The sequence below is a fragment of the Streptomyces sp. NPDC101110 genome (assembly GCF_044759525.1).
GTDB lineage: Bacteria > Actinomycetota > Actinomycetes > Streptomycetales > Streptomycetaceae > Streptomyces.
Genome location: NZ_JBIVZM010000018.1, coordinates 44639 through 68248 on the forward strand (window position 1 = coordinate 44639; position 23610 = coordinate 68248).

The 23610-nt window shown below is 72.2% G+C and carries 24 protein-coding genes; 14 read left to right on the forward strand and 10 right to left on the reverse strand.

Annotation, left to right across the window (positions count from 1 at the left end; translation table 11 throughout):
- Nucleotides 1-8: 8 nt before the first annotated feature.
- Nucleotides 9-959 carry a hypothetical protein gene (locus ACIQU3_RS32885; RefSeq protein WP_403929224.1) on the reverse strand — a complete coding sequence of 317 codons (951 nt, stop codon included), beginning with the start codon at nt 957-959 and terminating at the stop codon, nt 9-11.
- A gap of 364 nt (nt 960-1323) precedes the next feature.
- Between ACIQU3_RS32885 and ACIQU3_RS32890 the strand changes: the two genes are divergently transcribed.
- From ACIQU3_RS32890 to ACIQU3_RS32905, 4 genes are read left to right on the forward strand one after another with little or no spacing between them, the layout of a single operon-like run.
- Nucleotides 1324-2229, forward strand: coding sequence for a DMT family transporter (locus ACIQU3_RS32890; RefSeq protein ID WP_403929227.1), 906 nt, complete (start codon nt 1324-1326; stop codon nt 2227-2229).
- Nucleotides 2230-2274: 45 nt separating this feature from the next.
- Complete coding sequence (locus ACIQU3_RS32895) at nt 2275-2817, forward strand: NUDIX hydrolase (protein WP_403929230.1); 543 nt, start codon at nt 2275-2277, stop codon at nt 2815-2817.
- A 10-nt stretch (nt 2818-2827) separates the two neighbouring features.
- A complete protein-coding gene (locus ACIQU3_RS32900) occupies nt 2828-3220 on the forward strand; it encodes a DUF202 domain-containing protein (RefSeq protein ID WP_234847675.1) in 393 nt (130 codons plus the stop codon).
- A complete protein-coding gene (locus tag ACIQU3_RS32905) occupies nt 3217-3552 on the forward strand; it encodes a DUF202 domain-containing protein (protein ID WP_403728877.1) in 336 nt (111 codons plus the stop codon). The genes ACIQU3_RS32900 and ACIQU3_RS32905 overlap by 4 nt, the downstream gene beginning before the upstream one ends.
- Nucleotides 3553-3583: 31 nt before the next feature.
- Here the strand turns inward: ACIQU3_RS32905 and ACIQU3_RS32910 are convergent, their stop codons facing one another.
- Nucleotides 3584-4039 (reverse strand): hypothetical protein, encoded by a 456-nt coding sequence (locus tag ACIQU3_RS32910; RefSeq protein WP_403929233.1) that lies wholly within the window; start codon nt 4037-4039, stop codon nt 3584-3586.
- 76 nt (nt 4040-4115) lie between these two features.
- Nucleotides 4116-5069 (reverse strand): NADP-dependent oxidoreductase, encoded by a 954-nt coding sequence (locus ACIQU3_RS32915; RefSeq protein WP_403929236.1) that lies wholly within the window; start codon nt 5067-5069, stop codon nt 4116-4118.
- Between the two features lie 199 nt (nt 5070-5268).
- Between ACIQU3_RS32915 and ACIQU3_RS32920 the strand changes: the two genes are divergently transcribed.
- The 5 genes from ACIQU3_RS32920 (at nt 5269) to ACIQU3_RS32940 (ending at nt 11015) form a co-directional block, all read left to right on the forward strand.
- Nucleotides 5269-6303 carry a phosphotransferase family protein gene (locus tag ACIQU3_RS32920; RefSeq protein ID WP_403728892.1) on the forward strand — a complete coding sequence of 345 codons (1035 nt, stop codon included), beginning with the start codon at nt 5269-5271 and terminating at the stop codon, nt 6301-6303.
- A gap of 5 nt (nt 6304-6308) precedes the next feature.
- On the forward strand, nt 6309-7523 hold the full coding sequence (locus ACIQU3_RS32925; RefSeq protein WP_403728895.1) for an acyl-CoA dehydrogenase: 1215 nt from the start codon (nt 6309-6311) through the stop codon (nt 7521-7523).
- A 399-nt stretch (nt 7524-7922) separates the two neighbouring features.
- A complete protein-coding gene (locus ACIQU3_RS32930; protein ID WP_403728898.1) occupies nt 7923-9539 on the forward strand; it encodes a SpoIIE family protein phosphatase in 1617 nt (538 codons plus the stop codon).
- Entirely contained in the window at nt 9536-10642 is a 1107-nt protein-coding gene (locus ACIQU3_RS32935) for a B12-binding domain-containing protein (RefSeq protein ID WP_403728901.1), read from the forward strand. The genes ACIQU3_RS32930 and ACIQU3_RS32935 overlap by 4 nt, the downstream gene beginning before the upstream one ends.
- Before the next feature lie 7 nt (nt 10643-10649).
- Complete coding sequence (locus ACIQU3_RS32940; RefSeq protein WP_403728904.1) at nt 10650-11015, forward strand: STAS domain-containing protein; 366 nt, start codon at nt 10650-10652, stop codon at nt 11013-11015.
- Nucleotides 11016-11030: 15 nt separating this feature from the next.
- Here ACIQU3_RS32940 and ACIQU3_RS32945 read toward each other — a convergent pair whose 3' ends face one another.
- From ACIQU3_RS32945 to ACIQU3_RS32955, 3 genes are read right to left on the reverse strand one after another with little or no spacing between them, the layout of a single operon-like run.
- The gene (locus ACIQU3_RS32945; protein WP_403728908.1) at nt 11031-11624 is read right to left on the reverse strand and encodes a TetR/AcrR family transcriptional regulator; all 594 of its coding nucleotides are present in this window, start codon (nt 11622-11624) and stop codon (nt 11031-11033) included.
- A 28-nt stretch (nt 11625-11652) separates the two neighbouring features.
- Nucleotides 11653-13317 carry a class I adenylate-forming enzyme family protein gene (locus tag ACIQU3_RS32950; protein WP_403929238.1) on the reverse strand — a complete coding sequence of 555 codons (1665 nt, stop codon included), beginning with the start codon at nt 13315-13317 and terminating at the stop codon, nt 11653-11655.
- Entirely contained in the window at nt 13314-14087 is a 774-nt protein-coding gene (locus ACIQU3_RS32955) for an SDR family oxidoreductase (protein ID WP_403728914.1), read from the reverse strand. The genes ACIQU3_RS32950 and ACIQU3_RS32955 overlap by 4 nt, the downstream gene beginning before the upstream one ends.
- A 194-nt stretch (nt 14088-14281) precedes the next feature.
- On the opposite strand from ACIQU3_RS32955, the gene ACIQU3_RS32960 reads away from it, so the two are divergent.
- Together ACIQU3_RS32960 and ACIQU3_RS32965 are read left to right on the forward strand one after the other, a co-directional pair.
- The gene (locus ACIQU3_RS32960; RefSeq protein ID WP_403728918.1) at nt 14282-15517 is read left to right on the forward strand and encodes an exo-beta-N-acetylmuramidase NamZ domain-containing protein; all 1236 of its coding nucleotides are present in this window, start codon (nt 14282-14284) and stop codon (nt 15515-15517) included.
- Between the two features lie 138 nt (nt 15518-15655).
- Nucleotides 15656-16969: a serine-threonine protein kinase gene (locus ACIQU3_RS32965; RefSeq protein WP_403929240.1), complete on the forward strand. Its 1314-nt coding sequence runs from the start codon at nt 15656-15658 to the stop codon at nt 16967-16969.
- A gap of 19 nt (nt 16970-16988) precedes the next feature.
- Here the strand turns inward: ACIQU3_RS32965 and ACIQU3_RS32970 are convergent, their stop codons facing one another.
- Entirely contained in the window at nt 16989-19787 is a 2799-nt protein-coding gene (locus ACIQU3_RS32970) for a penicillin acylase family protein (RefSeq protein ID WP_403728923.1), read from the reverse strand.
- 264 nt (nt 19788-20051) lie between these two features.
- Between ACIQU3_RS32970 and ACIQU3_RS32975 the strand changes: the two genes are divergently transcribed.
- A complete protein-coding gene (locus ACIQU3_RS32975) occupies nt 20052-20654 on the forward strand; it encodes a hypothetical protein (protein ID WP_403728926.1) in 603 nt (200 codons plus the stop codon).
- Nucleotides 20655-20729: 75 nt separating this feature from the next.
- Nucleotides 20730-21446 carry a 3-keto-5-aminohexanoate cleavage protein gene (locus ACIQU3_RS32980; protein ID WP_403729229.1) on the forward strand — a complete coding sequence of 239 codons (717 nt, stop codon included), beginning with the start codon at nt 20730-20732 and terminating at the stop codon, nt 21444-21446.
- Between the two features lie 129 nt (nt 21447-21575).
- Here the strand turns inward: ACIQU3_RS32980 and soxR are convergent, their stop codons facing one another.
- Nucleotides 21576-22049 carry a redox-sensitive transcriptional activator SoxR gene (gene soxR / locus ACIQU3_RS32985; RefSeq protein ID WP_403728929.1) on the reverse strand — a complete coding sequence of 158 codons (474 nt, stop codon included), beginning with the start codon at nt 22047-22049 and terminating at the stop codon, nt 21576-21578.
- Between the two features lie 111 nt (nt 22050-22160).
- Here soxR and ACIQU3_RS32990 point away from each other — a divergent pair, with 111 nt between their 5' ends.
- Nucleotides 22161-22622: a MaoC family dehydratase gene (locus ACIQU3_RS32990; RefSeq protein ID WP_403929243.1), complete on the forward strand. Its 462-nt coding sequence runs from the start codon at nt 22161-22163 to the stop codon at nt 22620-22622.
- 17 nt (nt 22623-22639) lie between these two features.
- Here ACIQU3_RS32990 and ACIQU3_RS32995 read toward each other — a convergent pair whose 3' ends face one another.
- Both ACIQU3_RS32995 and ACIQU3_RS33000 read right to left on the reverse strand, forming a co-directional pair.
- Entirely contained in the window at nt 22640-23275 is a 636-nt protein-coding gene (locus ACIQU3_RS32995; RefSeq protein WP_366715402.1) for a TetR/AcrR family transcriptional regulator, read from the reverse strand.
- A 70-nt stretch (nt 23276-23345) separates the two neighbouring features.
- Nucleotides 23346-23597 (reverse strand): YiaA/YiaB family inner membrane protein, encoded by a 252-nt coding sequence (locus ACIQU3_RS33000; RefSeq protein WP_403728933.1) that lies wholly within the window; start codon nt 23595-23597, stop codon nt 23346-23348.
- Nucleotides 23598-23610: the final 13 nt, after the last annotated feature.

Below are 23610 nucleotides of genomic sequence, written 5' to 3' on the forward strand. Positions count from 1 at the left end.
TCGGGGTGTCAGGCCGTGCCGAGCGCGGCGGCGCGGGCGGCGGCGAAGGCGGTGTGCGGATCGCGGTCCGGGTACGACCAGGGAGCCGGTGTGGCGTACCGGCCGATCCGGTGGAAGAGGGCGGCTGCCTCGGCTCCCCGCCCTTCGCAGAACTTGGCGTGGGCGAGGAAGTTCAGGTCGATCAGCCGCCGCGGGTGCCCCTCCAGCTCCCACTCCAGCCACCAGTCGAAGGCGGCCTTCATGACCTGCCGTGCCCGGCGGCCCGCCCAGTGGCCGGAGGCGACGGGGTCGGCCGCCTCGTGCCCGGCGGCGGCCAGCACGCGATAGCGCTCGGCGTGCGCGATCACCGGCAGGATCGCGAGCGGCGAGTCGGCGGGGGCCTGTTCGGCGGCCCAGTTGGCGAAGTCGTAGACCTCGTGCAGCGGGTCGGGGCCGGCCTCGGTGCGGCGGCCGGCGAGCCGGGCGACCATCAGATGGTGGGCGTGGTGGTGGTCGGCGTACCGGCCGCGGACCGCCTCGAAGCCGCGGACGGCGTCCTGGTCGCTGCCGAGCGCGCACTCCAGCATGAGCAGGCCCAGCCAGGGGGTGGGGTCGGCGGGGGCCCGGTCCGCGGCGGTCCGGCACGCCTCCCGGGCGCGGTCGGGCTTGGCCTTGCCGTGCAGGGCGCGCCTGACCCGGGCGAGTGCGAGCAGGACGGCGGCGTCGGCGGACTCGGGTTCGGCGAGCAGCCACTCCCGGGCCCACGCCGCGCAAGAGGGCTCCCGTGCGAGGACGGTGACACGGTGGCCGCGCCGGTCCCAGTCGTCCCCGGTGTGCACCAGCAGGGAACGGGCGTTCTGCCAGCGGCCCTGTGCCAGTGCGGCACGCGCGGTCATGAGGTCCGCGTCGTCGAGGGCCTCGTCGAAGGTCTGCGCCGCACGTCTGCGGCCACGGCCGAGGGGAGGCGGGGGTGGGGGCACCGCGGGACTTCCTCACGCGCTCTTCTGGTGTTTCGGCCCACGGCGGCAGAAGGAGCGCGTATGTGCGCATCGCCATGAGCTGATCACGCACAGCAAACCCCCAGCCAACGGTTGCCGTCAAGGCCCACCAGGGCGTTACACGCGTCAACTGCCGTTAGTCGTGAGGATTTTGTGACGCATGAGACCCATGGGGCCAGCGTGAGCGTCATCCGATTTTTCCGTTACGTCCAATGTGACGTACGTCATAGCACGGGCCGGTACCGCCCCCGACGATGGCATGACGTACGGGCGCGCCGGGCGGAGCCGGCCGGTACAGTCGGCCCCTACGCAACCGTGACCCGACCTGACGATCGAGGTACACCGCGTGTCGGTTCTTGTTCTGGCGCTCGCCCTGGGTGCCGCCTGCTGTCTCGGCTTCGGCTTCGTCCTGCAGCAGAACGCGGCCCAGCGGGCCCCGCTCGGCGACTTCCTCTCCTTCCGCCTCCTGATCGACCTGGTGAAGGTGCCCCGCTGGCTCGGCGGCATCGCGCTGATGGTGGTCGGCATGGGGCTGGGCGCCGCCGCCCTGGGGCAGGGCGAGCTGTCCCTGGTGGAACCGCTGCTGGCGACGAACCTGCTCTTCGCGCTCGCGCTCTCCCGCAAGCAGACCCGGCAGCCGCTGGGCTGCCAGGGCTGGACGGGCCTCTTCCTGCTGGCCGGCGGGGTGACGGCGTTCATCGTGGCGGGCCGGCCGGAGGGCGGCGCCGCAACGGCCGATCCGGTGCGGCAGTGGCTGATCATCGGGGTCATGATCGGGCTCGCCCTGCTGCTCACGACCCGCGGCAAGCGGTCCCGGCTGAGCTCGGGACCGGTGCTGCTGGCCCTCGCCGCCGGGCTGCTGTACGGCGTGCAGGACGCGCTGACCCGGGTCAGCGGGCAGAAGGTCTCCGACGGCGGCTTCGCCGAGCTGCTCACCGGCTGGGAGCCGTACGCGGTGCTCGCGCTGGGCGTCACGGGGCTGGTCCTCGTGCAGAGCGCGTTCGAGACCGCGTCCCTGCGCAAGTCGCTGCCCGCCCTGACCGCGGCGCAGCCCCTGGCCGGGATCGTCTGCGGCGTCGGGTTCCTGGGCGACCGGCTGCGCACCGACGCGGTGGCCCTGAGCTGGGAGGCCGGTGGCCTGCTGGCCGTGGTCGCCGGGATCGTGCTGCTCGGTCTGCACCCGGCGATGCCGCACGGCGCCTCCGAGCGCGCCCGGGTGGCCGCCCCCGCGGTGAGCCCGGCCTCGCCCTGACGGGCCCCGCCCCACGGTGCTGGAGCGCCCTGCTTGGATGAGGGCATGAGCGCTGCTGACGAGATCCTCGACGTCGTCGACGAGAACGACCGGGTCGTCGGGCAGGCCCCGCGCGGCGAGGTCTACGCCCGGGGCCTGCGCCACCGCTGCGTGTTCGTCCAGGCCCGGGACGCCGAGGGCCGGATCTTCGTGCACCGGCGTACCGCGACCAAGCTGGTCTTTCCCTCCCTCCACGACATGTTCGTCGGCGGCGTCGTCGGCGCGGGCGAGTCCTACGACGAGGCGGCCCTGCGGGAGGCCGAGGAGGAACTGGGCGTGACCGGCCTGCCCCGGCCGCGGCACCTCTTCACGTTCCTCTACGACGACGGCTCCGGCCGGACCTGGTGGTCGGCGGTCCACGAGGTGCGCTGCGAGCTCCCCGTGCGGCCCCAGCCCGAGGAGGTGGCCTGGCACGGCTTCCTGACCGACGACCAGGTCGAGCGGCGCCTGGGCGACTGGGAGTGGGTGCCGGACGGACTGGCCGCGTACGAGCGGCTCAAGGCGTTCCGGGCGGCGGCCGGAACCGGGCGGGACGGGGCTCCCGGGTAGGGTCGCGCACGTGATCGAGTTCGTACGGAACGTCCGGTTGTGGTTCGCGCCCGCGGAGATCCGGGAGGACGGCGAGACGCCCGACTACCGGTTCTCGCTGGCGAACGAACGCACCTTCCTCGCCTGGGTGCGTACCGCGCTCGCGCTGATCGGCGGCGGTTTCGCCGTGGACCAGTTCCTGCCGGACCTGCGCTGGGCCTGGCGGGCCGGGCTGGCGCTCGCGCTGCTGGCCGCGGGCGTGCTGTGCTCCCTGCGGGCGGTCAATCACTGGGTGCGCTGCGAGCGGGCCATGCGCCGGGGTGAGGATCTGCCGGTGTCCCGGTTCCCGGCGCTGCTGAGCCTCGTCGTCGCGGTCGTGGCCGTCGCCATGGTCGTGGTGGTGCTCGTGGGGTGGGAGGGGTGAGCACGCCCGTCCCCGGGCGGCGGGACCCCGACCGCGATCCCGGGCTGCAGCCCGAGCGGACCCGGCTCGCGTGGCGGCGTACGACACTGTCGGGCACCGTCGTCGCGGTGCTGGCGGTGAAGGCGGCGCTGCACGGGGGGACCTCCGCGACCGGGGTCGTCGCCTGTGCCGTGTGCTGTGTGCTCTGGCTGGGCTTCCTGAGCGTCGCCCATCGGCGCATCCGCGCCCTCGCGACCGCCCCGGCCCCTGCGGCGTTCGCACCCCGGCACGCGGCGGCGGCTGTGCTGTGCACGGTGGCGATGGCCCTGTGCGGAGCCGCCCTGGTGCTCTGACCTCCGTCCGGCGCACCGTCCCGCTCGGACATCAGTCCCACGCGTTGAACAGCACTCCGCCCAGTGTGGTGATGCCGTGGAGGCGCACCGGGCGCCACTCGTCCCGAGTCAGGACCGAGGTGTCGACCTCGGACAGCGGCAGGGTGAGCTGCACGCGATCGCGCACGGTGAGGCCCAGGTCGGTGAAGATCCGGGCCCACGGCGGTGGTGCGAGGAACGCGTCGGTGTACCAGTCCCGGCGTTCTCGGGCTAAGGCGATCCAGGGGTGGTGCGCGTGACAGAGGACGACGCGCTCACCGGCGCCCTCGACAACCGTCGCGATGTGGAAAGAACGGGGGTACTCCCCTTCTTCCATCCCGCCTACTCGGCCCCGGGCCGCCCTGGCGGCCGCGTACAGCGCTGCCCGGATTGCCCGCGTGCCGGTTTCCGGCAACGGCCCGTCCTTCGGCCGGAACAAACCCGTGGCACCGCGCGGCAGGGTGAACACCGGTTTCTTCTCCACGGACACGGGCCCATTCCGCCCGGGAGCTGCCCGGCGGAAGTCCCGGTGCGCCGAGAGGACCCTAGTCCGGCCCCTCGCCCTCGCTCTCCCAGTCCACCGTCACGACGATCTTGCCGCGGGTGCGGCCCTGCTGGTTCAGCCGGTGTGCGTCGGCCGCGCGCTCCAGGGGGAACGTCTCGTCGACGTGCACGCTGATCACGCCCTGCTCCGCCAGGTCGGACAGGCGCTGGAGGTCCTGGGCGTCGGGGCGGACGAAGTAGTAGCGGCCGCCGTAGGTCACGACGTCGTTGTCGGCGATCGAGGCCAGGCGGCCCTCGGGCGCCAGCAGGTTCGCCGACACCTTCAGGGCGTCGCCGCCGACGGTGTCGAACACCGCGTCCACGCCCTCCGGAGCCAGTCCCCGCACCCGCTCGCCCAGGCCCTCGCCGTACACCACGGGCTCCCCGCCCAGGCCCCGAACGAAGTCGTGGTTGGACTCGCTCGCCGTGCCGATCACCCGGGCGCCGAGATGGACGCCGAGCTGGACGGCGATGGAACCGACGCCGCCGGCCGCGGCGTGCACCAGCACGGTCTCGCCCCGCTTCACCTGCAGCACCTTGGCCAGTACCTGGTAGGCGGTGAGCCCGGCGAGCGGCAGCCCGGCCGCCTCCTCGAAGGAGAGGTTGCGCGGCTTGCGCGCGAGCGCGCGCACGGGTGCGGCCACGTACTCGGCGAAGGTGCCGCGGGAGAGGAAGTCCTCGCGCACGTAGCCGATGACCTCGTCCCCGACGCCGAACTCCGAGACGGCCACACCGGGCCGCACGACGACGCCCGAGACGTCCCAGCCGGGCACCACGGGGAAGACGGGGGCGAGGATCCCGTCGAGGCACCCCTCGCGGCACTTCCAGTCGACGGGGTTCACGGCCGCCGCCCGCACCTTGACCAGCACCGCGTCCGGGCCGACCTTCGGATCGCGGACCTCGCCGAACGCCAGTACCTCGGGCCCGCCGTACCGTGAGTAGCTGATGGCCTTCATGGGTCCGACCTTCCGGGGTCGCCGCACGACACGCAAGCCGGATGGCCTGAACGAACCGGCCACGACCTCCCCGGCCTCCTCGCAGGAGGAGGGGTCGGCCTATCGTGGCTCCGATCACGTTTCGGTCCCGCTCTGGACGACATACCGACCGGTCGGCATCATAAGTCGGGAACTGTTCACCTGCCCGTAGGAGCCCCGCATGAGCCCCGACCATCCGCCCGGACTGGATCTCGAACGGTTGCGCGACCTGCTCGAGCGCGAGCGGCCCGGTCTGGTCAACGGCCCGCTGTCCGGCCGGCTGATCGAGGGCGGACGGTCGAACCTCACCTACGCGCTCTCCGACGGCGCCTCGCGGTGGGTCGTACGCCGTCCCCCGCTCGGCCACGTCCTGGCCACCGCGCACGACATGAAGCGCGAGCACCGGGTGATCAGCGCGCTGCACCCGACCGCCGTACCGGTGCCGCGGCCGGTGCTGCTGTGCGAGGACGAGGAGGTGCTCGGAGCGCCCTTCTACGTCATGGAGTTCGTCGACGGCACGCCCTACCGCACCGCCGACCAGCTCGCCCCGATCGGCGCGGAGCGGACCCGGGGCGCGGTGCTGAACCTCGTCGACACGCTGGTGGAACTGCACGCGGTCGATCCGGATGAGGTGGGCCTGGCGGACTTCGGCCGGCCCGAGGGCTTCCTGGACCGGCAGCTGCGGCGCTGGGGCAAGCAGCTGGACGCCTCCCGCAACCGGGACCTGGACGGCATCGACGAACTGCACGCCGCCCTCGGGCGCGAGCTGCCCCGCTCCCCCGCCCCGGCCGTCGTGCACGGCGACTACCGGCTCGACAACGTGCTGATCGGCGAGGACGACCGGATCAAGGCGATCCTCGACTGGGAGATGTCGACGCTGGGCGACCCGCTGACCGACCTCGGCCTGCTGGTCATGTACAGCATGCCGCTCGGCATGCCCGACTCCCCCGTCTCCACGACCGCAGAGGCGCCCGGGCATCCGGCGCCGTCGGAACTCATCGAGCGGTACGCCGCGCGCTCGGGGCGCGACGTCTCCGCGGTCGCCTGGTACACGGCGTTCGCCTGGTTCAAGCTCGCCGTGATCCTCGAGGGCATCCACTACCGCTACACGCTGGGCCAGACGGTCGGGCGCGGCTTCGACCGCATCGGCGATCTCGTCCCCTTCTTCGTCCGGCACGGACTGACCACGCTCCACGAAGGCCTCCAGGAGGGCTGATCCACATGGACTTCGCTTTCGACGCGCGCACCGAAGAGCTGCGCGCCAAGCTCCTCGCCTTCATGGACGAGTACGTCTACCCGGCCGAAGCCGTCGCGCACGAGCAGCGCGAGCAGCTCGACTCACCGTGGGAGAACGTGCCCGTGGTGGAGGAGCTGAAGGCCGAGGCCCGCAGGCAGGGCCTGTGGAACCTCTTCCTGCCGGACTCCGAGTACGGGGCGGGGCTCACCAACCTCCAGTACGCGCCGCTCGCCGAGATCATGGGCCGCTCCCCGCAGCTGGCGCCGACGGTGACGAACTGCGCGGCGCCCGACACCGGGAACATGGAGGTGCTCACCCAGTTCGGCGACGAACAGCAGCGCAAGCAGTGGCTGGAGCCGCTGCTGGCCGGCGAGATCCGCTCGGCGTTCGCGATGACCGAGCCGGACGTGGCCTCCTCCGACGCCACCAACATCACCACGCACATCGAGCGGGACGGTGACGAGTACGTCATCACCGGCCGCAAGTGGTACATCTCCGGGGCGATGCACCCCGACTGCAAGATCTTCATCGTGATGGGCAAGACCGATCCGGACGGGGAGGACATCCGCCGCCAGCAGTCGATGGTGCTGGTGCCGCGCGACACCCCGGGCGTCACCATCAAGCGGGCCATGCAGGTGTTCGGGTACGAGGACCACTACCACGGCGGCCATGCCGAGGTGATCTTCGACCACGCGCGCGTGCCGGCGTCGAACCTGATCGGTGAGGAGGGCGGCGGCTTCGCCATCGCGCAGGCGCGGCTGGGCCCCGGGCGCATCCACCACTGCATGCGGCTGATCGGCATGGCCGAGCGGGCGATCGAGCTGATGTGCCGGCGGGCCGCGTCCCGGACCGCGTTCGGCAAGGCCCTGGCGCAGCAGGGCGTGGTCCACAACTGGATCGCGGACGCCCGGGTGACGGTGGAGCAGTTGCGGCTGCTGGTGCTGAAGACCGCGTGGCTGATGGACACGGTGGGCAATCGCGGTGCGCACACCGAGATCCAGTCGATCAAGATCGCCACGCCCCGGGCGGTGGTGGACATCCTCGACCGGGCGATCCAGTTGCACGGTGCCGGTGGAGTGAGCCAGGACTTCCCGCTGGCGGAGCTGTACGCGGGGGCGCGGACGCTGATGATCGCGGACGGGCCGGACGAGGTGCACCAGCGGTCGCTGGCGCGGCGGGAGCTCAAGCGGTACCTGTGACCCGGCGCGGGCGGCGGGGTTTCGCGTCTCCGCCGCTCCGCTCCAGCGGGGGGGTTTCCGGCACACCGCCGACTCAGCCGAACCGGCCGCCGGGTTCGCGCCTCCGCCGCTCCGCTTCGGCGGGGTTCGCATCTCCGCCGCTGCGCTCCCTCACCCACCGGCTGCGAGGAGGGGCCGCCTCGGTTGTGTACGAGGTGTGAAACTTCGCACGGACTCATGACCGGTCGCCGGGGTAGGAAGGCCGTTTCGGATGGTTTTCCGCCCCGGACCCGCTCCTCGTCGCATCCCGGGCGACTCCGGTGGTTGCACCACACACCCGGACTACGGGACTGTGCACCGAGACAGTCCACGTTCGTCTTCGCAGAGTGAGGTGTGGGTCACGCGTAGGGGCCCCCGTACATGACTTCTTCCCCGGCCAGGCCCCGCACCGGTGCGGTGAGCACCGTGAGCGTCACCGCCGCCCCCTGTCCGGTGGTGGTCCTGGACGCGGACGGCCACGTCGCGGAACTCAACGACGCTGCCCGCACACTGCTGCCCGCCGCCCGCGCCGGGCGGCCCCTGTCCTCCCCCACCTGGCTCGCCACCGCCGACCGCACCCGGCCGGAGCCCGTCGGCGGGGAGGTGGGCGACCGGTCGTTCGCGGCGCACCCGTCCCTCCTGACGGACGGCCGGACCGTGTGGTGGCTGATGGAGGAGACCGCCTACCGCTCGGCGGTCGGTGAGCTGGAGGCCGAGCGTGGCCGCACCCGCTTCCTCACCGACGCCTCCAGTGCCCTGCTCGCCTCGCTGAACCTGGAGCGGTCCATGGAGGTGACGGCGCGCCTGGCCACGGAGCACCTGGCCGACGCCGCGCTGGTCATCGCGCCCACCGCCGCCAGGACCCTGCCGATGGTCGCCTGTGACCACCGGGGCGAACTCACCCGCAGCACCGTGACCGAGGCACCGGAGACCGTGCCGGGCCTCGCCGAGGCGCTGCGGGGCTTCCCTCCGGTGCCCTCGCGGTGGATAGACCCGGCGACGGCCCCGCAGTGGCTGATCCCGTCGGGGTTCGGTGAGGTCGGCTCGCTGGTGATCACACCGCTCCCGGGTCTCGGCGTGCCGGCCGGGGCCCTGGTCCTGCTGCGCCGGGCGCAGCAGGACGCGTTCACCGAGGCGGAGGAGTCGCTGGCCGGGCTGTTCGCCGCCCGGGCCGGCGCGGCGATGTCGGCGGCCCGTCTCTACGCGGAACAGAACTCGATCTCCGACACCCTCATGCGTGAGCTCCTGCCGCCCGCCCTGCGGCAGGTGGAGGGCGTGGAGTTCGCGGGCGGCTACCGGGCCAGCAAGGACACCGAACGCATCGGCGGCGACTTCTACGACGTCCACCCGCCCACCGAGGACTCCCCCGAGACGCTCGTGGTGCTGGGCGACGTGGCCGGCAAGGGGCTGGAAGCGGCGGTGCTGACCGGCAAGATCCGCAACGCCCTGCACGCGCTGCTGCCCATGGCCGACGACCACGCCCGGATGCTGCGTCTGGTGAACAACGCCATGCGGACCAGCCACCACACCCGGTTCGCCACCCTCGTGATGGCGTCGGTCCGCCGGGAGGAGCGCGAGGTCGCGCTGCGGCTCACGTCGGCCGGGCATCCCGCGCCGCTGATCATCCGGCGGGACGGCACCGTGGAGGAGGCCGACACGCGCGGCACCCTCATCGGTGTCCTGCCGGCCGTCACCTCACGCACCGCGCGGGTCCGCCTCGCTCCGGGCGAGACCTGCCTGCTGTTCACCGACGGCGTCACCGAGGCCCGGGGCGGTCCGCTGGGCGACACCATGTTCGGTGACCGGCGCCTCAGGCGGGCCGCGGCCGAGTGCGCGGGCATGCCGGCGGAGGCGGTCGTGGAACGCGTCCAGATGGTCACCTCGCAGTGGATCGGCGACGGACGCCACGACGACATCGCGGTCCTGGCCATCACCGCACCCCGCGGTGCCCACCTCAGTGCGGTGGACGGCGCGACCCGGGGCAGGTACACCGCATGACCGGGCACCTCACCGAACACACCGGCAGACCGGGCCGCCACGACGTGGCCAGGCGCCTCCCCGCACCGCACGGCGACGCCGGGGCGCCTGCCTGGGCGGACAGGCTGTGGGCCGCCGTCCGGGCGGCGGACGAGTACGCGGCCGTCGACGTCGTCACCGATGCTCTGGCCGCGGGACTGGATCCCGAGTCGGTCCTGCTGGACGTGATCGGCGCGGTCCAGCGCAAGGTCGGCACCGAGTGGGCGGCCAACCGCATGAGCGTGGCCGACGAGCACGCCGCCACCGCCATCAACGACCGGGTCATCGCCGTCCTGCCGGCCCGTCGTCCGGAGGGCAGCCGGGGCCGGATCACGGTCGCCTGCGTGGACCAGGAGTGGCACGCCCTGCCCGCGCGCCTGGTGTCCGAGACGCTGCGGCTGCGCGGCTGGCGGGTGGACTACCTCGGGGCGCAGGTCCCCACCGCCCATCTGATCAGCCACATCCACCGCACCGGGCCGGACGCGGTGTGCCTGTCGAGCTCGCTGCCCACCCGGCTGCCTCTCGCGCACAGCGCCATCACCGCCGTCCAGGCCGCCGGCACCCCGGTCATGGCCGGTGGCCTCGCCTTCGGTGCCGACGGCCGCTACGCCCGTCTGCTGGGCGCCGACGCCTGGGCGCCCGACGCGCGCGCGGCCGCCGAGCGGCTCGCGGCCGGTCCCCTGAGCCGGCCGACGCCCGCCCACCAGGCGACCGACGACCTGCCGCACCTGCGCGACCAGGAGTACACACTGGTCGCGAAGTCCTCGACCCGTCTGGTGCGCGAGACGTTCCGGTCGCTGGAGCAGCGCTTCCCCGCGATGCGGGACTACAGCGAGGAGCAGCGTGAGCGGACCGCCGAGGACATCGCCCACGTCGTCACCTTCCTGACGGCCGCCCTGTACGTGGACGCCGACGAGGTCTTCGGCGACTTCCTCGTCTGGACCGCCGAGGTGCTCACCGCCCGCGACGTCCCGGCGCGCTCGCTGCTGCCGTGCCTGGACCTGCTGAAGGAGCAGTTGCACGACTTCCCCCGGGCCTGCCGGCTCCTCGACGCCGGGCGCACCGCGCTCACCCCCCGCCCCTGACCCCGACATGCTGGACGAACCCGTGACCCCCTCCATCGGCTCCGGCCCGCACACCGTGCGGCTGACTCTCACCGGCGATCTGGACTACGACACCTGCGCGGAACTGCTCCAGCGTGCGCGGGCGGCTCTGGAGGGCCGCGAGGACGTCGACGAACTGCGCCTGGACTGCGGGCGGCTGGAGCTGGTCGACTCCATGGGGCTGTCGACCCTGCTGCAGATCCACCGCTCCGCCTGCCGGGACGGCATCTCGTTCCACCTGGACGAGGTCGGCCCGGCGCTGCGGCGCCTGCTGGAACTCACCGGCACCTACGAGTACCTGACGACGCCCCAGCAGTCCGAGCCGCCCGCCGAGAGCCGCCACGGCCGCTCCTGAGCCGAGACGGTACGGCTACGGGCGCAGGGCGCGCAGCAGCAGGTCGGCCAGGTGGTCGGCGACCTGCTGGGGTGTGAGGGGACCGTCGGGGCGGTACCACGTCGACAGGTGGTGGACCGAGCCGAAGTGGTAGTCGACCACCAGGTCCGCCGGGGTCGCCCGGGAGAAGACGCCGGACCCCTGGCCCTCCTCGACGAGCGCGCGGAAACGCTCGTGGTAGCGGCGCCGCTCGGAGCGGACCTGCTTGTTCTTCTCGGGGCTGAGGTGGTGCATGGAGCGCCAGAAGATCATCGCGTCGTCGAGGTTGTCGATGGTCGTCACCACGACGTCCGCGGCCGCGGCCCGCAGCCGCTTCTCGACCGGCTCGTCGGCGCCGGCCACGGCGTCCAGCCGTTCCTGCTGGATGCGCAGCACGCGCGCGTACACCTCGTGCAGCAGGTCGTCCTTGGAACCGAAGTAGTGGTACAGCGCTCCCTTGGTGACGCCGGCCGCCTCGACGATCTCCTGTACCGAGGTGCGGTCGTAGCCCTGCTCGGCGAAGAGCCGGGTGGCGGCGGCCAGGAGCCGCTGAGGCACGGGCGTGCCGTCCGAGTCCGTGGTCCTGGGCACTGCCGCCACCTGCCTTTCCGTTCTGCTGTCAGTTGCCTTGCGTGCGGGAACGCAGTTCCCGCCGGAGGATCTTCCCACTGGCCGTCTTCGGCAAGTCCGGCAGGATCTCCACCTGACGCGGATATTTGTAGGCGGCCAGTCTCTCCTTGCAGTAGGCGGCGAGTGCATCCGGGTCCGTTTCGGCGTCCGGGCGCAGGCTGATGAACGCCTTGACGGTCTCCCCGCGGTAGCCGTCGGGCACGCCGACCACGGCGGCCTCGCGCACCGCCGGGTGCGTGTAGAGGACGTCCTCGACCTCGCGCGGCCACACCTTGAAGCCGGACGCGTTGATCATGTCCTTCTTGCGGTCGACGACGTACAGCCAGCCCTGCTCGTCCATGAAGCCGATGTCGCCGGTGTGCAGTTCGCCGCCGGGGAACGTCTCGGCGGTGGCGTCGGGGCGGCGCCAGTAGCCGGGCACGACCTGCGGCCCGCTGACGACGATCTCGCCCTGCTCGCCGAAGGGCACCTCCTGGCCGCTGTCGTCGACGATCCGGACGACCGTGTCGGGACCGGGCAGCCCCACGGCGAGGGTCCCGGACACCGGGTCGACCGGTGCCTCCAGCCCGGGCGGCACGGAGGCGCAGGGCGCGGTGCACTCGGTCAGCCCGTAACCGTTGCGGATGTACGGGCCGAAGCCCGCCCGGAACTTCTCCACGAGCGCCGGGGGCAGCGGGGCGCCGCCGGAGGAGATCACCCGGAAGGAGGAGAAGTGGTCCCGGGTGACGGCGGGGTGGGCGGCCAGAGCCATGAAGGCCGTGGACGGGCCGACGGTGTAGTGCGGCCGGTGCTCGGCGAAGGCGTCGAGCACCGCACCGGCCTCGAAGCGGTAGGCCAGCACGAGCGTGCCCCCGCTGTTCAGGCAGGCGCCGAACTGGCAGACCATGCCGGTGATGTGGAACAGCGGCGCCAGGGCGAAGTAGACGGGCCGCTCGGGCAGTCCCAGGCCGGTGCGCTGCCGCTCGGAGTTGTACATGATGTTGCGGTGCGTGTTGGTGGCGCCCTTGGGTGTGCCGCTGGTGCCGGAGGTGTAGCTGATCAGCGCGATGTCGTCCGGGCCGGGGTCCCGGTCCTGCGGCGCCTTGTGCCCGGCCCGGGCCACGGTCACCAGGTCGGCGGCGTCCGGGGGCTGCGGCAGCCGTTCGAAGGTCAGCAGGCGCGCGTCGCCGCGGCTCTGGAAGTCCAGCTCGCACCCGGTGAGCACGATCCGCACGGGCGAGTCGGCGGCCGTCTCACGCAGATACGACTCCCAGGCCCGGTCCGAGCAGATCAGCGCGGCGACCTCGCCGTCCTTCAGGACGTGCGCCACCTCGCCCGACTTGTACATCGGGTTGACGGGCACGACGACCGCACCCGCCTTCCACGCGCCCAGCAGGGCCAGCACGAAGTGCGGGGAGTTCTGCAGCAGCACCGCGACCCGGTCGCCGCGCCGGAGACCGCGCTCCGCGAGGTGCCCGGCGACGGAGTCGCTGAGCTCGTCGACCTCCCGGTAGGTCAGCCGGCCGTCGAAGTAGGCCAGGAAGTCGCTCCCTGGCGACTCGGCCACGGCCCGGCGCAGGGCGTGCACCAGGGAGTCCGCAGGGCTGATCGCGCCCTTCTGGGCGTCGCTGAGCAGGGCGGTCCAGGGCTTGGCGGCGTAACGGGACGCGGTCACCGGTCGGCCTCCCACTGCTGCTGGATGCGGTTCATGCCGGACAGCCACCGGTCGGGGTCACCGGCCCGGGCCTGATGGTAGGCGGCGACCTCGGGGTGCGGCAGGATCAGGAACCTGTCCTCCTCGATGCCTTCGAGCAGGGCGTCCGCGACGGTCTCCGGCTCGATCGCGGTCGGCCGGAGCACCAGGTCGCCGGCACTGCCGGTCGCGGCCAGCATGTCGGTGCGCACACCCTGCGGGCAGATGGCGTGGACCTTCACGCCCCGGTGCCGGTACGTCAGCGACAGCCACTCGGCAAAGGCGAGCGCGCCGTGCTTGGTGACGGCGTAGGGCGCCGCCCCGATCATGGTGAGCAGCCCGGCGGCGGACACGGTGGAGACGAACCGGCCGCTGCCGCGCTCCAGCCAGGCGGGGAGCAGCTCCTGAGCGGCCCGCACATGAGCCATGACGTTCACGTCCCAGGAGAGGGCCCACGCCTTCTCGTCCAGCGGCTGCCCGGGATCAATGCCGTCGGCGGCGACACCGGCGTTGGCGCAGTACACGTCGACGGTCCCGCCGAGCGCGTCCCGGGCGTCCGTGACGATCACCGAGGCGTCACCGGCCACGGCGATCCCGCCGATCTCGTCCGCGACGCCCTTGGCCCGCTCGGCGTCGAGGTCGTTGACGACGACCCGGGCCCCTTCGGCGGCGAACCGCCGGGCCAGCGCGGCCCCGATTCCACCGCCGGCCCCCGTGACAACGACTCCGGCTCCTTGAAAGGCTCCCACCATCGGTCTCCTCAGTCGCGGCTCAAGCACTGGCGCCAGACTAACCGGTCGGTATGTACCAGGGAAGGGTGCTGGAGCGCCCGGAAGGGGCGCGGGGAACTGCGCGACAAGCCCACAAGCCACCCGCGGCCTCCCCTCAGCCCGAGGAAGCGCATACCGTGCCCATGCCGACCGTCCCCGCTCAAGGAGGTCACCGCATGCGCCCTTCCAGACGAGCCCTCATCACCACCGCCACGGCGGCAGCCGTATCCGCCACATCCACCGCCTCCGCCGCCCAGCGCCGCAGGCACCTGCGCACCGGCTTCGAACGACTCGCCCAGGACGGCTACTCCCTGCTCGACGGCAAGAAAGTCGGCATCGTCACCAACCCCACCGGTATCACCCGCGACGCCCGCCACATCGTCGACGTCATGCACGCCGACGCCCGCGTCGACCTCACCGCCGTCTTCGGCCCCGAGCACGGCTTCCGCGGCACCGCCCAGGCCGGCGGTTCCGAGGGCCGTTACGACGACCCGGCGACGGGCCTGCCCGTCTACGACACCTACCTCAAGAGCGGCCGGCCGCTCGCGGACGTCTTCACCGCGTCCGGCGTCGACACGGTCGTCTTCGACATCCAGGACGTCGGCGCCCGCTTCTACACGTACATCTGGACGCTGTACGACTGCATGGAGGCCGCCGCGCTCGCCGGCAAGCGGTTCGTGGTCCTGGACCGGCCGAACCCGGTGACCGGCCGCGCGGCCCTCGGCCCCGTCCTGCACAAGGAGTTCGCCACGTTCGTCGGGCGGCAGCCGATCTCCCAGGCCCACGGGATGACCGTCGCGGAACTGGCGCGGCTGTTCAACGCCGAGTTCCTGACCGAGCCCGTGCCCCTCAGGACCGTGACGATGTCGGGCTGGAGGCGCTCGGAGTTCTACGACGCCTCCGGGCTGCCCTGGGTGCCGCCCAGCCCGAACATGCCGACGCCCGAGACGGCCCTGGTGTACTCGGGCACGTGCCTGTTCGAGGGCACGAACCTGTCGGAGGGTCGCGGCACGACCCGGCCGTTCGAGCTGCTGGGCGCGGAGGGCGTCGACCGGCGCTGGGCGGCCGCGGCGAACGAACTCGCCCTGCCCGGGGTGCGGTTCAGGGAGGCGTACTTCGCGCCCACCTTCTCGAAGTTCCAGGGCAGGACGATCGGCGGTGTGCAGGTCCATGTGCACGACCGGGCCGCCTTCGACCCGGTCCGCACGGGGATCGCCCTGCTCGTCACCGCGAAGCGGGTCTGGAGCGGCTTCGCCTGGCGCCCGGACAACTGGATCGACAAGCTCACCGGCTCCGCGCGCGTGCGCACGATGATCGACGCGGGCGCGGACGCCGACGAGGTGGTGGCCGGCTGGCAGGAGGATCTGGCGGGCTTCCGCCGGATGCGCCGGAAGTACCTCCTCTACCGCTGAAGTCTCCACCACGTACCGGTCTCCCCCTCACCGGCTCCCACCGCTGAGGCCGATACGCCGTGACGTATGGCCAAGCTCCCCCGTTGGCAGGACGATGCGCCCACATCGTGGCGTCACCCGGGGGCTAGGGGGCCTGTCATGGCGGATCCGGCGATGAGTGTGACTCCCTACTGGGAGTTGGTCTTCGACGCGGACGGGGACCCGGACGGCCGTCGGCGCGACCGGCTCCTCACCGGGGTGACCGAGCGGGGCGTGCGCGATCTGATCGTCTTCGCGCACGGCTGGAACAGCGACCGCTCGGGGGCGACCCGCCTCTACGACCGCTTCTTCTCACCCGTCCCGCGGCTGGCCCCGGCGGCCCGGGTCGGGTACGCCGGCGTGCTGTGGCCGGCGATGCGGTTCTCCGACGAGCCGATCCCGGACTTCCCGCGGGCCGTGGCGGCCGATCCGCCGAGGCGCCCGGTGCTGGACAAGGACACCCGCCACGCGCTGCTGGAGACGTTCCCGGGCCGGGCGATCCTGGTGGACCAGATCGCCCGGCTGCTGGCACAGCAGCCGCAGGAGGAGGCCGAGCTGGAGGAGTTCGGGCGGCTGGTGCGGACGCTGGTGGAGGTGGTGGCGCCCGGCCCGCAGGCGCTGTTCGCGGCGGACACGGTGGCGGAGGGCGTACCGCAGAACGAGCCGGAGATGTTCGCCGGGCCTTCGGCGGCCGTCTGCGAGGAGTTCGCGCGGGCGCTGGCGGAGTGCGAGCCACCCCGGACACCGGGGTTCAGGATCCCCAACCCCTGGGACGGTGCGCACGAGTTGCTGCGGCAGGCGACGTACTACGCGATGAAGCGGCGCGCGGGGACCGTGGGTGAGCGGGGGCTCGGCCGGGTCGTCGGGCAGCTGGCGAAGGCGGCCCCGGGTGTGCGGGTGCACCTGGTCGGGCACAGCTTCGGCGCGCGGCTGGTGTCGTTCGCGCTGCGGGGCCTTCCCGACGGCGTGCGCACGGTGAAGTCGGTGACGCTGCTCCAAGGGGCGTTCTCCCACTACGCGTTCGCGGCCCGGCTGCCGCACGACGCCCGGGCCGGAGGGGTGCTCCAGGGACAGCAGAACCGCGTCGACGGCCCCCTGGTGTGCTGCCACTCCCGGCACGACAAGGCCCTGGGCACGATGTACCCGCTGGCGTCGCGGATGGCGGGTGACAGCCGGTCGGCCGCCGAGGGGGCCGTCGGGCGGGCGCTGGGCGCCAAGTGGGGCGCGCTGGGCCACGACGGGGTGCGGGCGGTGCCGGGCACGCGTGCGTACACCCTCGCCGAGGCCCTGGCCGCGGGACTGCCCGCCTCGGGGTGCGTGAACGTCGACGCGGCGGCCGTGGTCAGACGCGGCGGGCCGCCGGCCGGCGCGCACAGCGACATCCTGCACGAGGAGCTGGTCCGGCTGGTGCTGGCGGCGGGCCGCGTTCGCTGACCCGCCGCCGGGTGGTGTGTCACCGGTGCGAGGTGAACTCCACGACCTGCTGGTAGGTCGGCCGGTTCTGCCAGCTGATCTTGCCGTGCTTGATGCCGCCGAGGGTGCGGTGGTTGATCGCGTCGGCGCACCACTGGTCGCCCGCCGCGCACACGTCGTCGCCGGGGTAGACCTGGGCCGCGGTCCTGCCGGCCGCCTGCTTCAACGTGCTGACGAGGATGTCCCGGCAGGCGGTGAGGCTGCCGCCGCCGCAGTACGTCCGGGCGAGCGGCCCCTTCACCTGTTCACCGAGCACCGCGCGGACGTCCTTGTCGACGTAGCTCCACCAGCCGTACTGGAAGGAGCTTCCGGCGTGCGAGCCGGTCGGGCCGTGCGCGGCCGAGGGGGACTCGTCGACGGGGAGATTGCGGGTGAAGGCCGTGTACAGCTCGCTGCCGAGGCCCGGTTCGAACTCGGCCTCGACCAGCAGCGGCCACCAGGCGTCCAGGATGCGGACCGCGTCGGCGTCGGCGTACTTCCTGGAACCGGCCGCGGTCTCCGTGCGCTTGCCCCCGGCGGCGACCCAGGCCTGGAGCTTGCTCACGGCGGCCGCAGCGGCCGGGTCGGTGACGGGTGCGCCGGTGACGGCCTTCAGGAGCCTGGGCAGGACGTCCTCGGCCCGCAGATCGGTCAGGCCCGCGTCCGCCATGGCCTTCACCAGGGAGGCCCGGGTCACCCCGCCCTGCTGGACCAGCCTCTTCACCCGGTCCTCCAGGAGGTTGCCGCGGTGCACGGACCCGTTGCCCCAGGGCGCGGTCGTGTAGTTCCTGGCCTGCTTGTTGTTCCAGGAGACGTAGTAGTCCTGGTCGGTGGAGTGGGGGTGGGCCGACGGCGGTGTGTAGTCGGCCGTGTTGGTCTTCGGGTCCCAGCCGCGCCACTCGTACGCCGGCCGTGCCCACGCCGGGAACTCGGCGTCGACGCCGGTCGCGCGCACCGGGTTGTCGCCGCTGTTGTAGTACGCGGTGTGCTCGGAGTCGGCGTAGAACCAGTTGAAGGTGTAGTTGATGTGCTGCACGGCCTTCTGGAAGGAGTCCGGGCCCTTGACGTGGTCCGGGTCGTTCAGCATCTGGAAGCCGATGATGGAGTCGGCCTCGTGCAGGAAGGACGAGCGCAGGGTGGTGTAGGCGACCTTCTTGCCGCCGACCGTCGCGCGGTACTCGACGGGGCCGTACTTCGTGCGCCAGACACGCATGGTGTACGAACCGGCCGCGGTGCCGTCGGCGGTGGTGGGCTTCCAGGCGTTCTTCTGCTCGATCTTCTCCATCGGCGTGCAGGTGCCGCGGTACAGGTAGTGGTGGTCGTCCTGGCACAGCTCGACGGCGTAGGAGTCGATGATGTCCTGGCCCGAGGTCGTGGCGCTCCACGCGTAGTCCTGGCCGCGGCCGAGCTCCACGTACATGCTCAGGCCGGCGAAGGAGGCGCCGCGGGCACTGAGGCCCGGGCCCTGGATCTCCTGGAGCAGGAGCAGCTGGGGGGCGAAGTAGCCGGTCTGCGGGCCGAACACGGCGACGGGGTGACCGCTCGCGGTGTGCTTGCCGCTGACGACGAGGGCGTTGGACATGCCGCGCCTCGCCGACGACGTGGCGGCCTTCGCCGCCGCGCCGGAGGCACCGGTCGCACCGGCCGTCGTGGCGCTGCCGGTGCGGTCGTACACGAGCGGCTCCGGCTCCACCGAGCCCGCGTCGGGCAGTGCGGTGCCCTGCGGGTCGGCGGGCTTGGTCCCGTACGGGAAGCTGCCGTCGTGCTGGGTGAGGACGGCCTCCGGGTCGTTGCGCATCCGGAAGGACTCCCAGATCTCGGTGCCCTCGGTGACGCCGTACTTCTCCTGGGCGGCCAGGAGCGAGAGGGCGTTGTTCACCTCGCCGCCGCCGCCGGAGCCGAACAGCGCGCCGATGACGGAGGCCAGCGCGACCAGGTCGGTGATCTTGAAGTGCTCGATGGTCCCGGCGTTGGTGACTGAGTCCTTGTGCCCGGTGAGTACGTACTCACCGGGGAAGTAGCGCCCGCTGTCGGAGGCGTCGATGTAGGAGTTGATGCCGTCGAGGTAGGCCCTGACGTCGGCGAGTGCCTGCTGTCCGCGCTCGCCGTTGGTGGCGACGGCGTTGTCGATCTGCGCCTGCAGATCGGCCTCGCTGTAGGGGGCGTGCCGCCAGAACTGCTGCTCGAGGCCCTGGTTGGAGGGCGCACCGCCCGCGAAGGAGGTCAGCTGACCGCGCCCGACGTGCCGGAAGACGTCCATCAGCCACAGCCGGTCCTGGGCTGCCGCGTATCCGGCGCCGAACTCCGTGCCGTATCTGGTGGTGCCGGTGATGTGCGGCACGCCGGTCTTCTTGTCCCGGACGATCGTCACGTCACTGCGTCCGGCCGGTTTGAGGCTGGAGGCGACCTGGTCGGCGGGGACTCCGAAGGAGGCGTCGTTGAAGAAGGTGTTGATCTTGTCGTTGGTGAGGCCGGGATGGCCCTTGGCCAGGTCGGCGTAGGGCCCGAGCTGGTCCTCGGCGTGCTCGGGCTGGGTGCCGAAGGCCTGGTTGAGGAGGATCTGGGCGAGGGTGGCGTTGCCGTTCTGACCGGGCGGGAGGATGTCCGAACACTGGTTGCCGCAGTGGTCGTTCGCCACGGCGGTGGCCTGCGTGGTCGCTGTTTCCGCGGCGGCAGCCGGGGCAAGCGGCGACAAGAGACCTGCAATCAGGGCGCATACCGATGCCGTTGTCAGGAACCCGGGGATTCCGCTGGGAGTTCTCATTCTGTCGAGAACGGTGCGTGGGGCACGCCGTGGCATGGGGGCTCCTCCCGACGGGGGTGGGCGGGGATGTTACCGCCGGTATCCCCCGGCTTGAAGATGAACAAGCGTCACTTTTTGAGGTCGGCACAACAGACACACGGATCACGGCAGTCGGCACGCGAGCCCCTTCGGGCCGCTTATGGAGGCCATTTGAAATCGGATGGAGCCGATTCGCTTGTCGATACGTCTATTCGGCGACGTCCGTACGACGACGCCGAAGTGACCGGATTACAGGTGCAGGTGTGACGGAGGTGCAGGACGATGGCCGGTTTCCGGAGTCTGGCGAGACAGGTCCGCGACCCGCGGTGCGATCTGGCCTTGCGACGCTATTCGCTGCGCAAGTGCCTTGAGAGGTTCGCCCCTTACGGGCACAGGGCGACCTGGGACCATCTGTGCTCCCGGGCAGGGTTCGGTCCCGAGGACCGCTCCCCCGATCCGGTGCGGCTCGTGGCCGCACTGGACGAACTGGAGGAAGCGCGGGCGGTCTGGCTGGCCTACGAGGTCGAGTTCGCCGAGCGCCGCAGGAAGGAGAAGCACGACGGGCTGCGCAGGCCGGGCAGCGTGGACGACTGGCACCGGCTGACCTGGGGCGGTTTCGGCGTGGCGTGGTGCGACGACCCGGCGGTCCATCCCCGTGAACCGCTGGCCGAGGTGCTGCGCCGGCTGATCGCCGCGCTGGAGCGCGAGCCGGGCTCGGCGTGCCCGGTGTGCGGCGGGGATCAGCTCGTCTGGAGGTACGACCTGGACCACGAACCCTCGTCCGGTCCGGTCTGCACGGACTGCGGCATCCTGGTGCCGCGTCCCGTGCTCACGCCCGAGTCCCTGGCCTATGCCAGGCGGGCGAGGTTGTTGGTGTCGGCTTGACGGATGCGGGTGCGCGGGGGGTGCGCCGGGGATGCCGCACCCCCACTGTCGGTGGTGACTGGCACCATCGACGCCATGATGCAGGTGTGCCTGAACGGTTCGCGGACGGCCGCTGACGGCGTGGCCGTGCCGCTGACACCCGAGTCGATGGCCGACTCGGCCGCCGAGGCCGTCGCCGCCGGGGCGACGGACATCCACGTCCACCCCAAGACGCCCTGCGGGCGGGACACGTTGTCGCCGCGGGTGCTCACACAGACGCTGTCGGCGATCCGGGACCGGGTGACGGTTCCGGTCGGTGTGACCACGGGCGCGTGGGCGGAGCCCGACCCCGCGGCCCGGCTGGAGCGGATCCGCGGCTGGACCGTGCTGCCCGACCACGCCTCGGTCAACTGGCACGAGCCGGGAGCGGAGGAGACGGCCGCGCTGCTCATGGAGCTCGGAGCGGGTGTGGAGGCCGGCATCTGGTCGGGCACGGACGGCGCGGAGCGGTTCGCCGCCTCGCCGCTCGGGCCGAAGGTGCTGAGGGTCCTGGCGGAGGTGACGGACACCGACCCGCGGGACGCGATCGCTACCGCCCATGGGCTGCTCTCCGACCTGGGGTCCGCGCACAGTCGCCCCGTGCTGCTGCACGGGGAGGACGGGGGCGCGTGGCCGGTGCTGCGGCTCGCGGGGCGACTGGGGCTGGCGACCCGGGTCGGCCTGGAGGACGTACTGATACGGCCGGACGGGGCGCCGGCGGGGTCCAACGCGGAGTTGGTGGCCGCAGGGCTGGTGGAGTACGGCCGGGCGTGAGGCGGTCGGCGGAGCGGTGACCGCGGGGCCGGCGAGGTACGGCGCCGTGAGGTACGGCGCCGTGACGCGGTCGGCGGAGCGAGGTACGGCGGCCGTGACGCGGTCGGCGGAGCGAGGCCCCGTGCTCGCTCAGCCCTGACTCTGCCGGTCCCGTTCCACCATCAGGCGGGAGCCCGCGCGCCGTTCGCCGAACGCGTCGTCCGGGTTGGACAGGACGCAGGTGTCCAGGGAGAGGCAGCCACAGCCGATGCAGTCGGCCAGATGGTCCCGGAGGCGGTTGAGCTGCCTGATGCGCTCCTCCAGCTCGGTGCGCCAGGTCTCCGAGAGGTGCGCCCAGTCCTCCCTGGTCGGCGTCCGCTCCTCCGGAAGCTGCGTCAGCGCCTCGCGGATCGTCGCCAGCGGGATACCGACCCGCTGCGCGGCCCTGATGAACGCGACCCGGCGGAGCGTGTCGCGGGCGTAGCGGCGCTGGTTGCCCGGGGTCCGGCGACTGCTGATCAAGCCCTTGGACTCGTAGAAGTGCAGGGCGGAGACGGCGGCGCCGCTGCGCGCGGCGAGCTGGCCGACCGAGAGCTCATGGATCTTCTCAGGAATCTGGGGCACCCCGCGAACACTACCGAGTCCGTTGACACAGCCCCGGCGGCCGACCATGCTAAGCAGTCGCTTAGACATACGAGCGCACAGACTCCCTGGACATGAGAGGCCTGGAAGAACATGGCAGAGCCGAGGATCTTCACGTCCATCGACGACCTGAGGGCGGCGGTGGGCGAACAGCTGGGGTACACCGACTGGCTCGACATCGACCAGAAGCGGATCGACCTCTTCGCGGAGGCCACCGGTGACCACCAGTGGATTCACGTCGACGCGGAGAAGGCCGCCGCGGGCCCCTTCGGCACCACCATCGCCCACGGCTATCTGACCCTGTCCCTGCTGCCCCTCTTCGGACCGCAGCTGATCGCCGTCGAGGGCGTGAAGATGGGCGTCAACTACGGCACGAACAAGGTGCGTTTCCCCGCCCCCGTCCCGGTCGGCTCCCGGCTGCGCGCCACGGCGAGCATCAGCGCCGTCGACGAGGTACCGGGCGGCGTCCAGGTGGCCGTCGCCTTCAGCGTCGAGCGCGAGGGCGGCGACAAGCCGGTCTGCGTCGCCGAGTCCGTGGCGCGCTACTACTTCTGAGGCCGGGTCACCCGGCTTCAGGCCGCCGGGTTCCGGGCTCCGACCATCCGCAGGACGAGGTCGGCGTACAGATCGCCGACCTCCTCCGGCGTCCGGGGCCCGCCGACGCTGAACCACCGCGCCACGTCGATGCAGAGGGAGAGCACGGCCAGCGTCGTGCCGTGGACGTCGATGACGTCGAACTCGCCCGACTCCACGCCCTCCTCGATGATCCCGCGCACCTCGCCGTCCACCTCGCGGCGCAGCGCGAGGATCTCGGCACGGGCGTCGGGCCCGAGCGAGTCGAGTTCGTACTGCACGACCCGCGCGGTGGTACGGCCGCCCGCGTGCCAGCGCACGAAGGAGCTGACCGCGTCGGCGAGCCGCTCGGTGGGGGTACCCTCCCGCCGGGACGCCGTCCGCAGGATCTCCAGGGCCTTCTCGTGCCCGATCCTGCTGATGCGGTGCAGCAGCTCTTCCTTGGTCTTGTAGTGGATGTAGAGCGCGGCCGGGCTCATCCCGGCTCGGCCCGCGATGTCCCGGGTCGTCGTGGCGTGGTAGCCACGCTCGGCGAAGGCCTCCACCGCGGCCACCAGCAGCCGCCGCGCCGCGTCGGGCGTGACCTCGCCCCACGCCTGCGCCTCGCCGCCGGCCGTCTCCTCCGCCGTACCCATCGCTCGCCCCTCTCCACTGGCAGGAGCAACACCATACCGCCCAAGGTGAGCGAGCGCTTAGTGTGCCCGCTCAGCGCTTCTCGTAGGGGGCGTACGAGGGGGTCGTCCCCGCGCCCTCCTGCCGGTCCCGGATCACCTTGGAAAGGGTGAAGGCCGAGGTGACCAGGTACAGGACGGCGATGGCGAGGAAGGCCCGCACCCAGGCGTCGGCGCTCAGCTGGTAGATGCCGATGGCGGTGGCCGCCATGGCGACGGCGAAGGACGCGACGGCCTGTCCGTAGAAGGCGGCCGTGTTCTGCTGCTTGCCCGGTGTGTCACTCATGGGGGCAAGCATC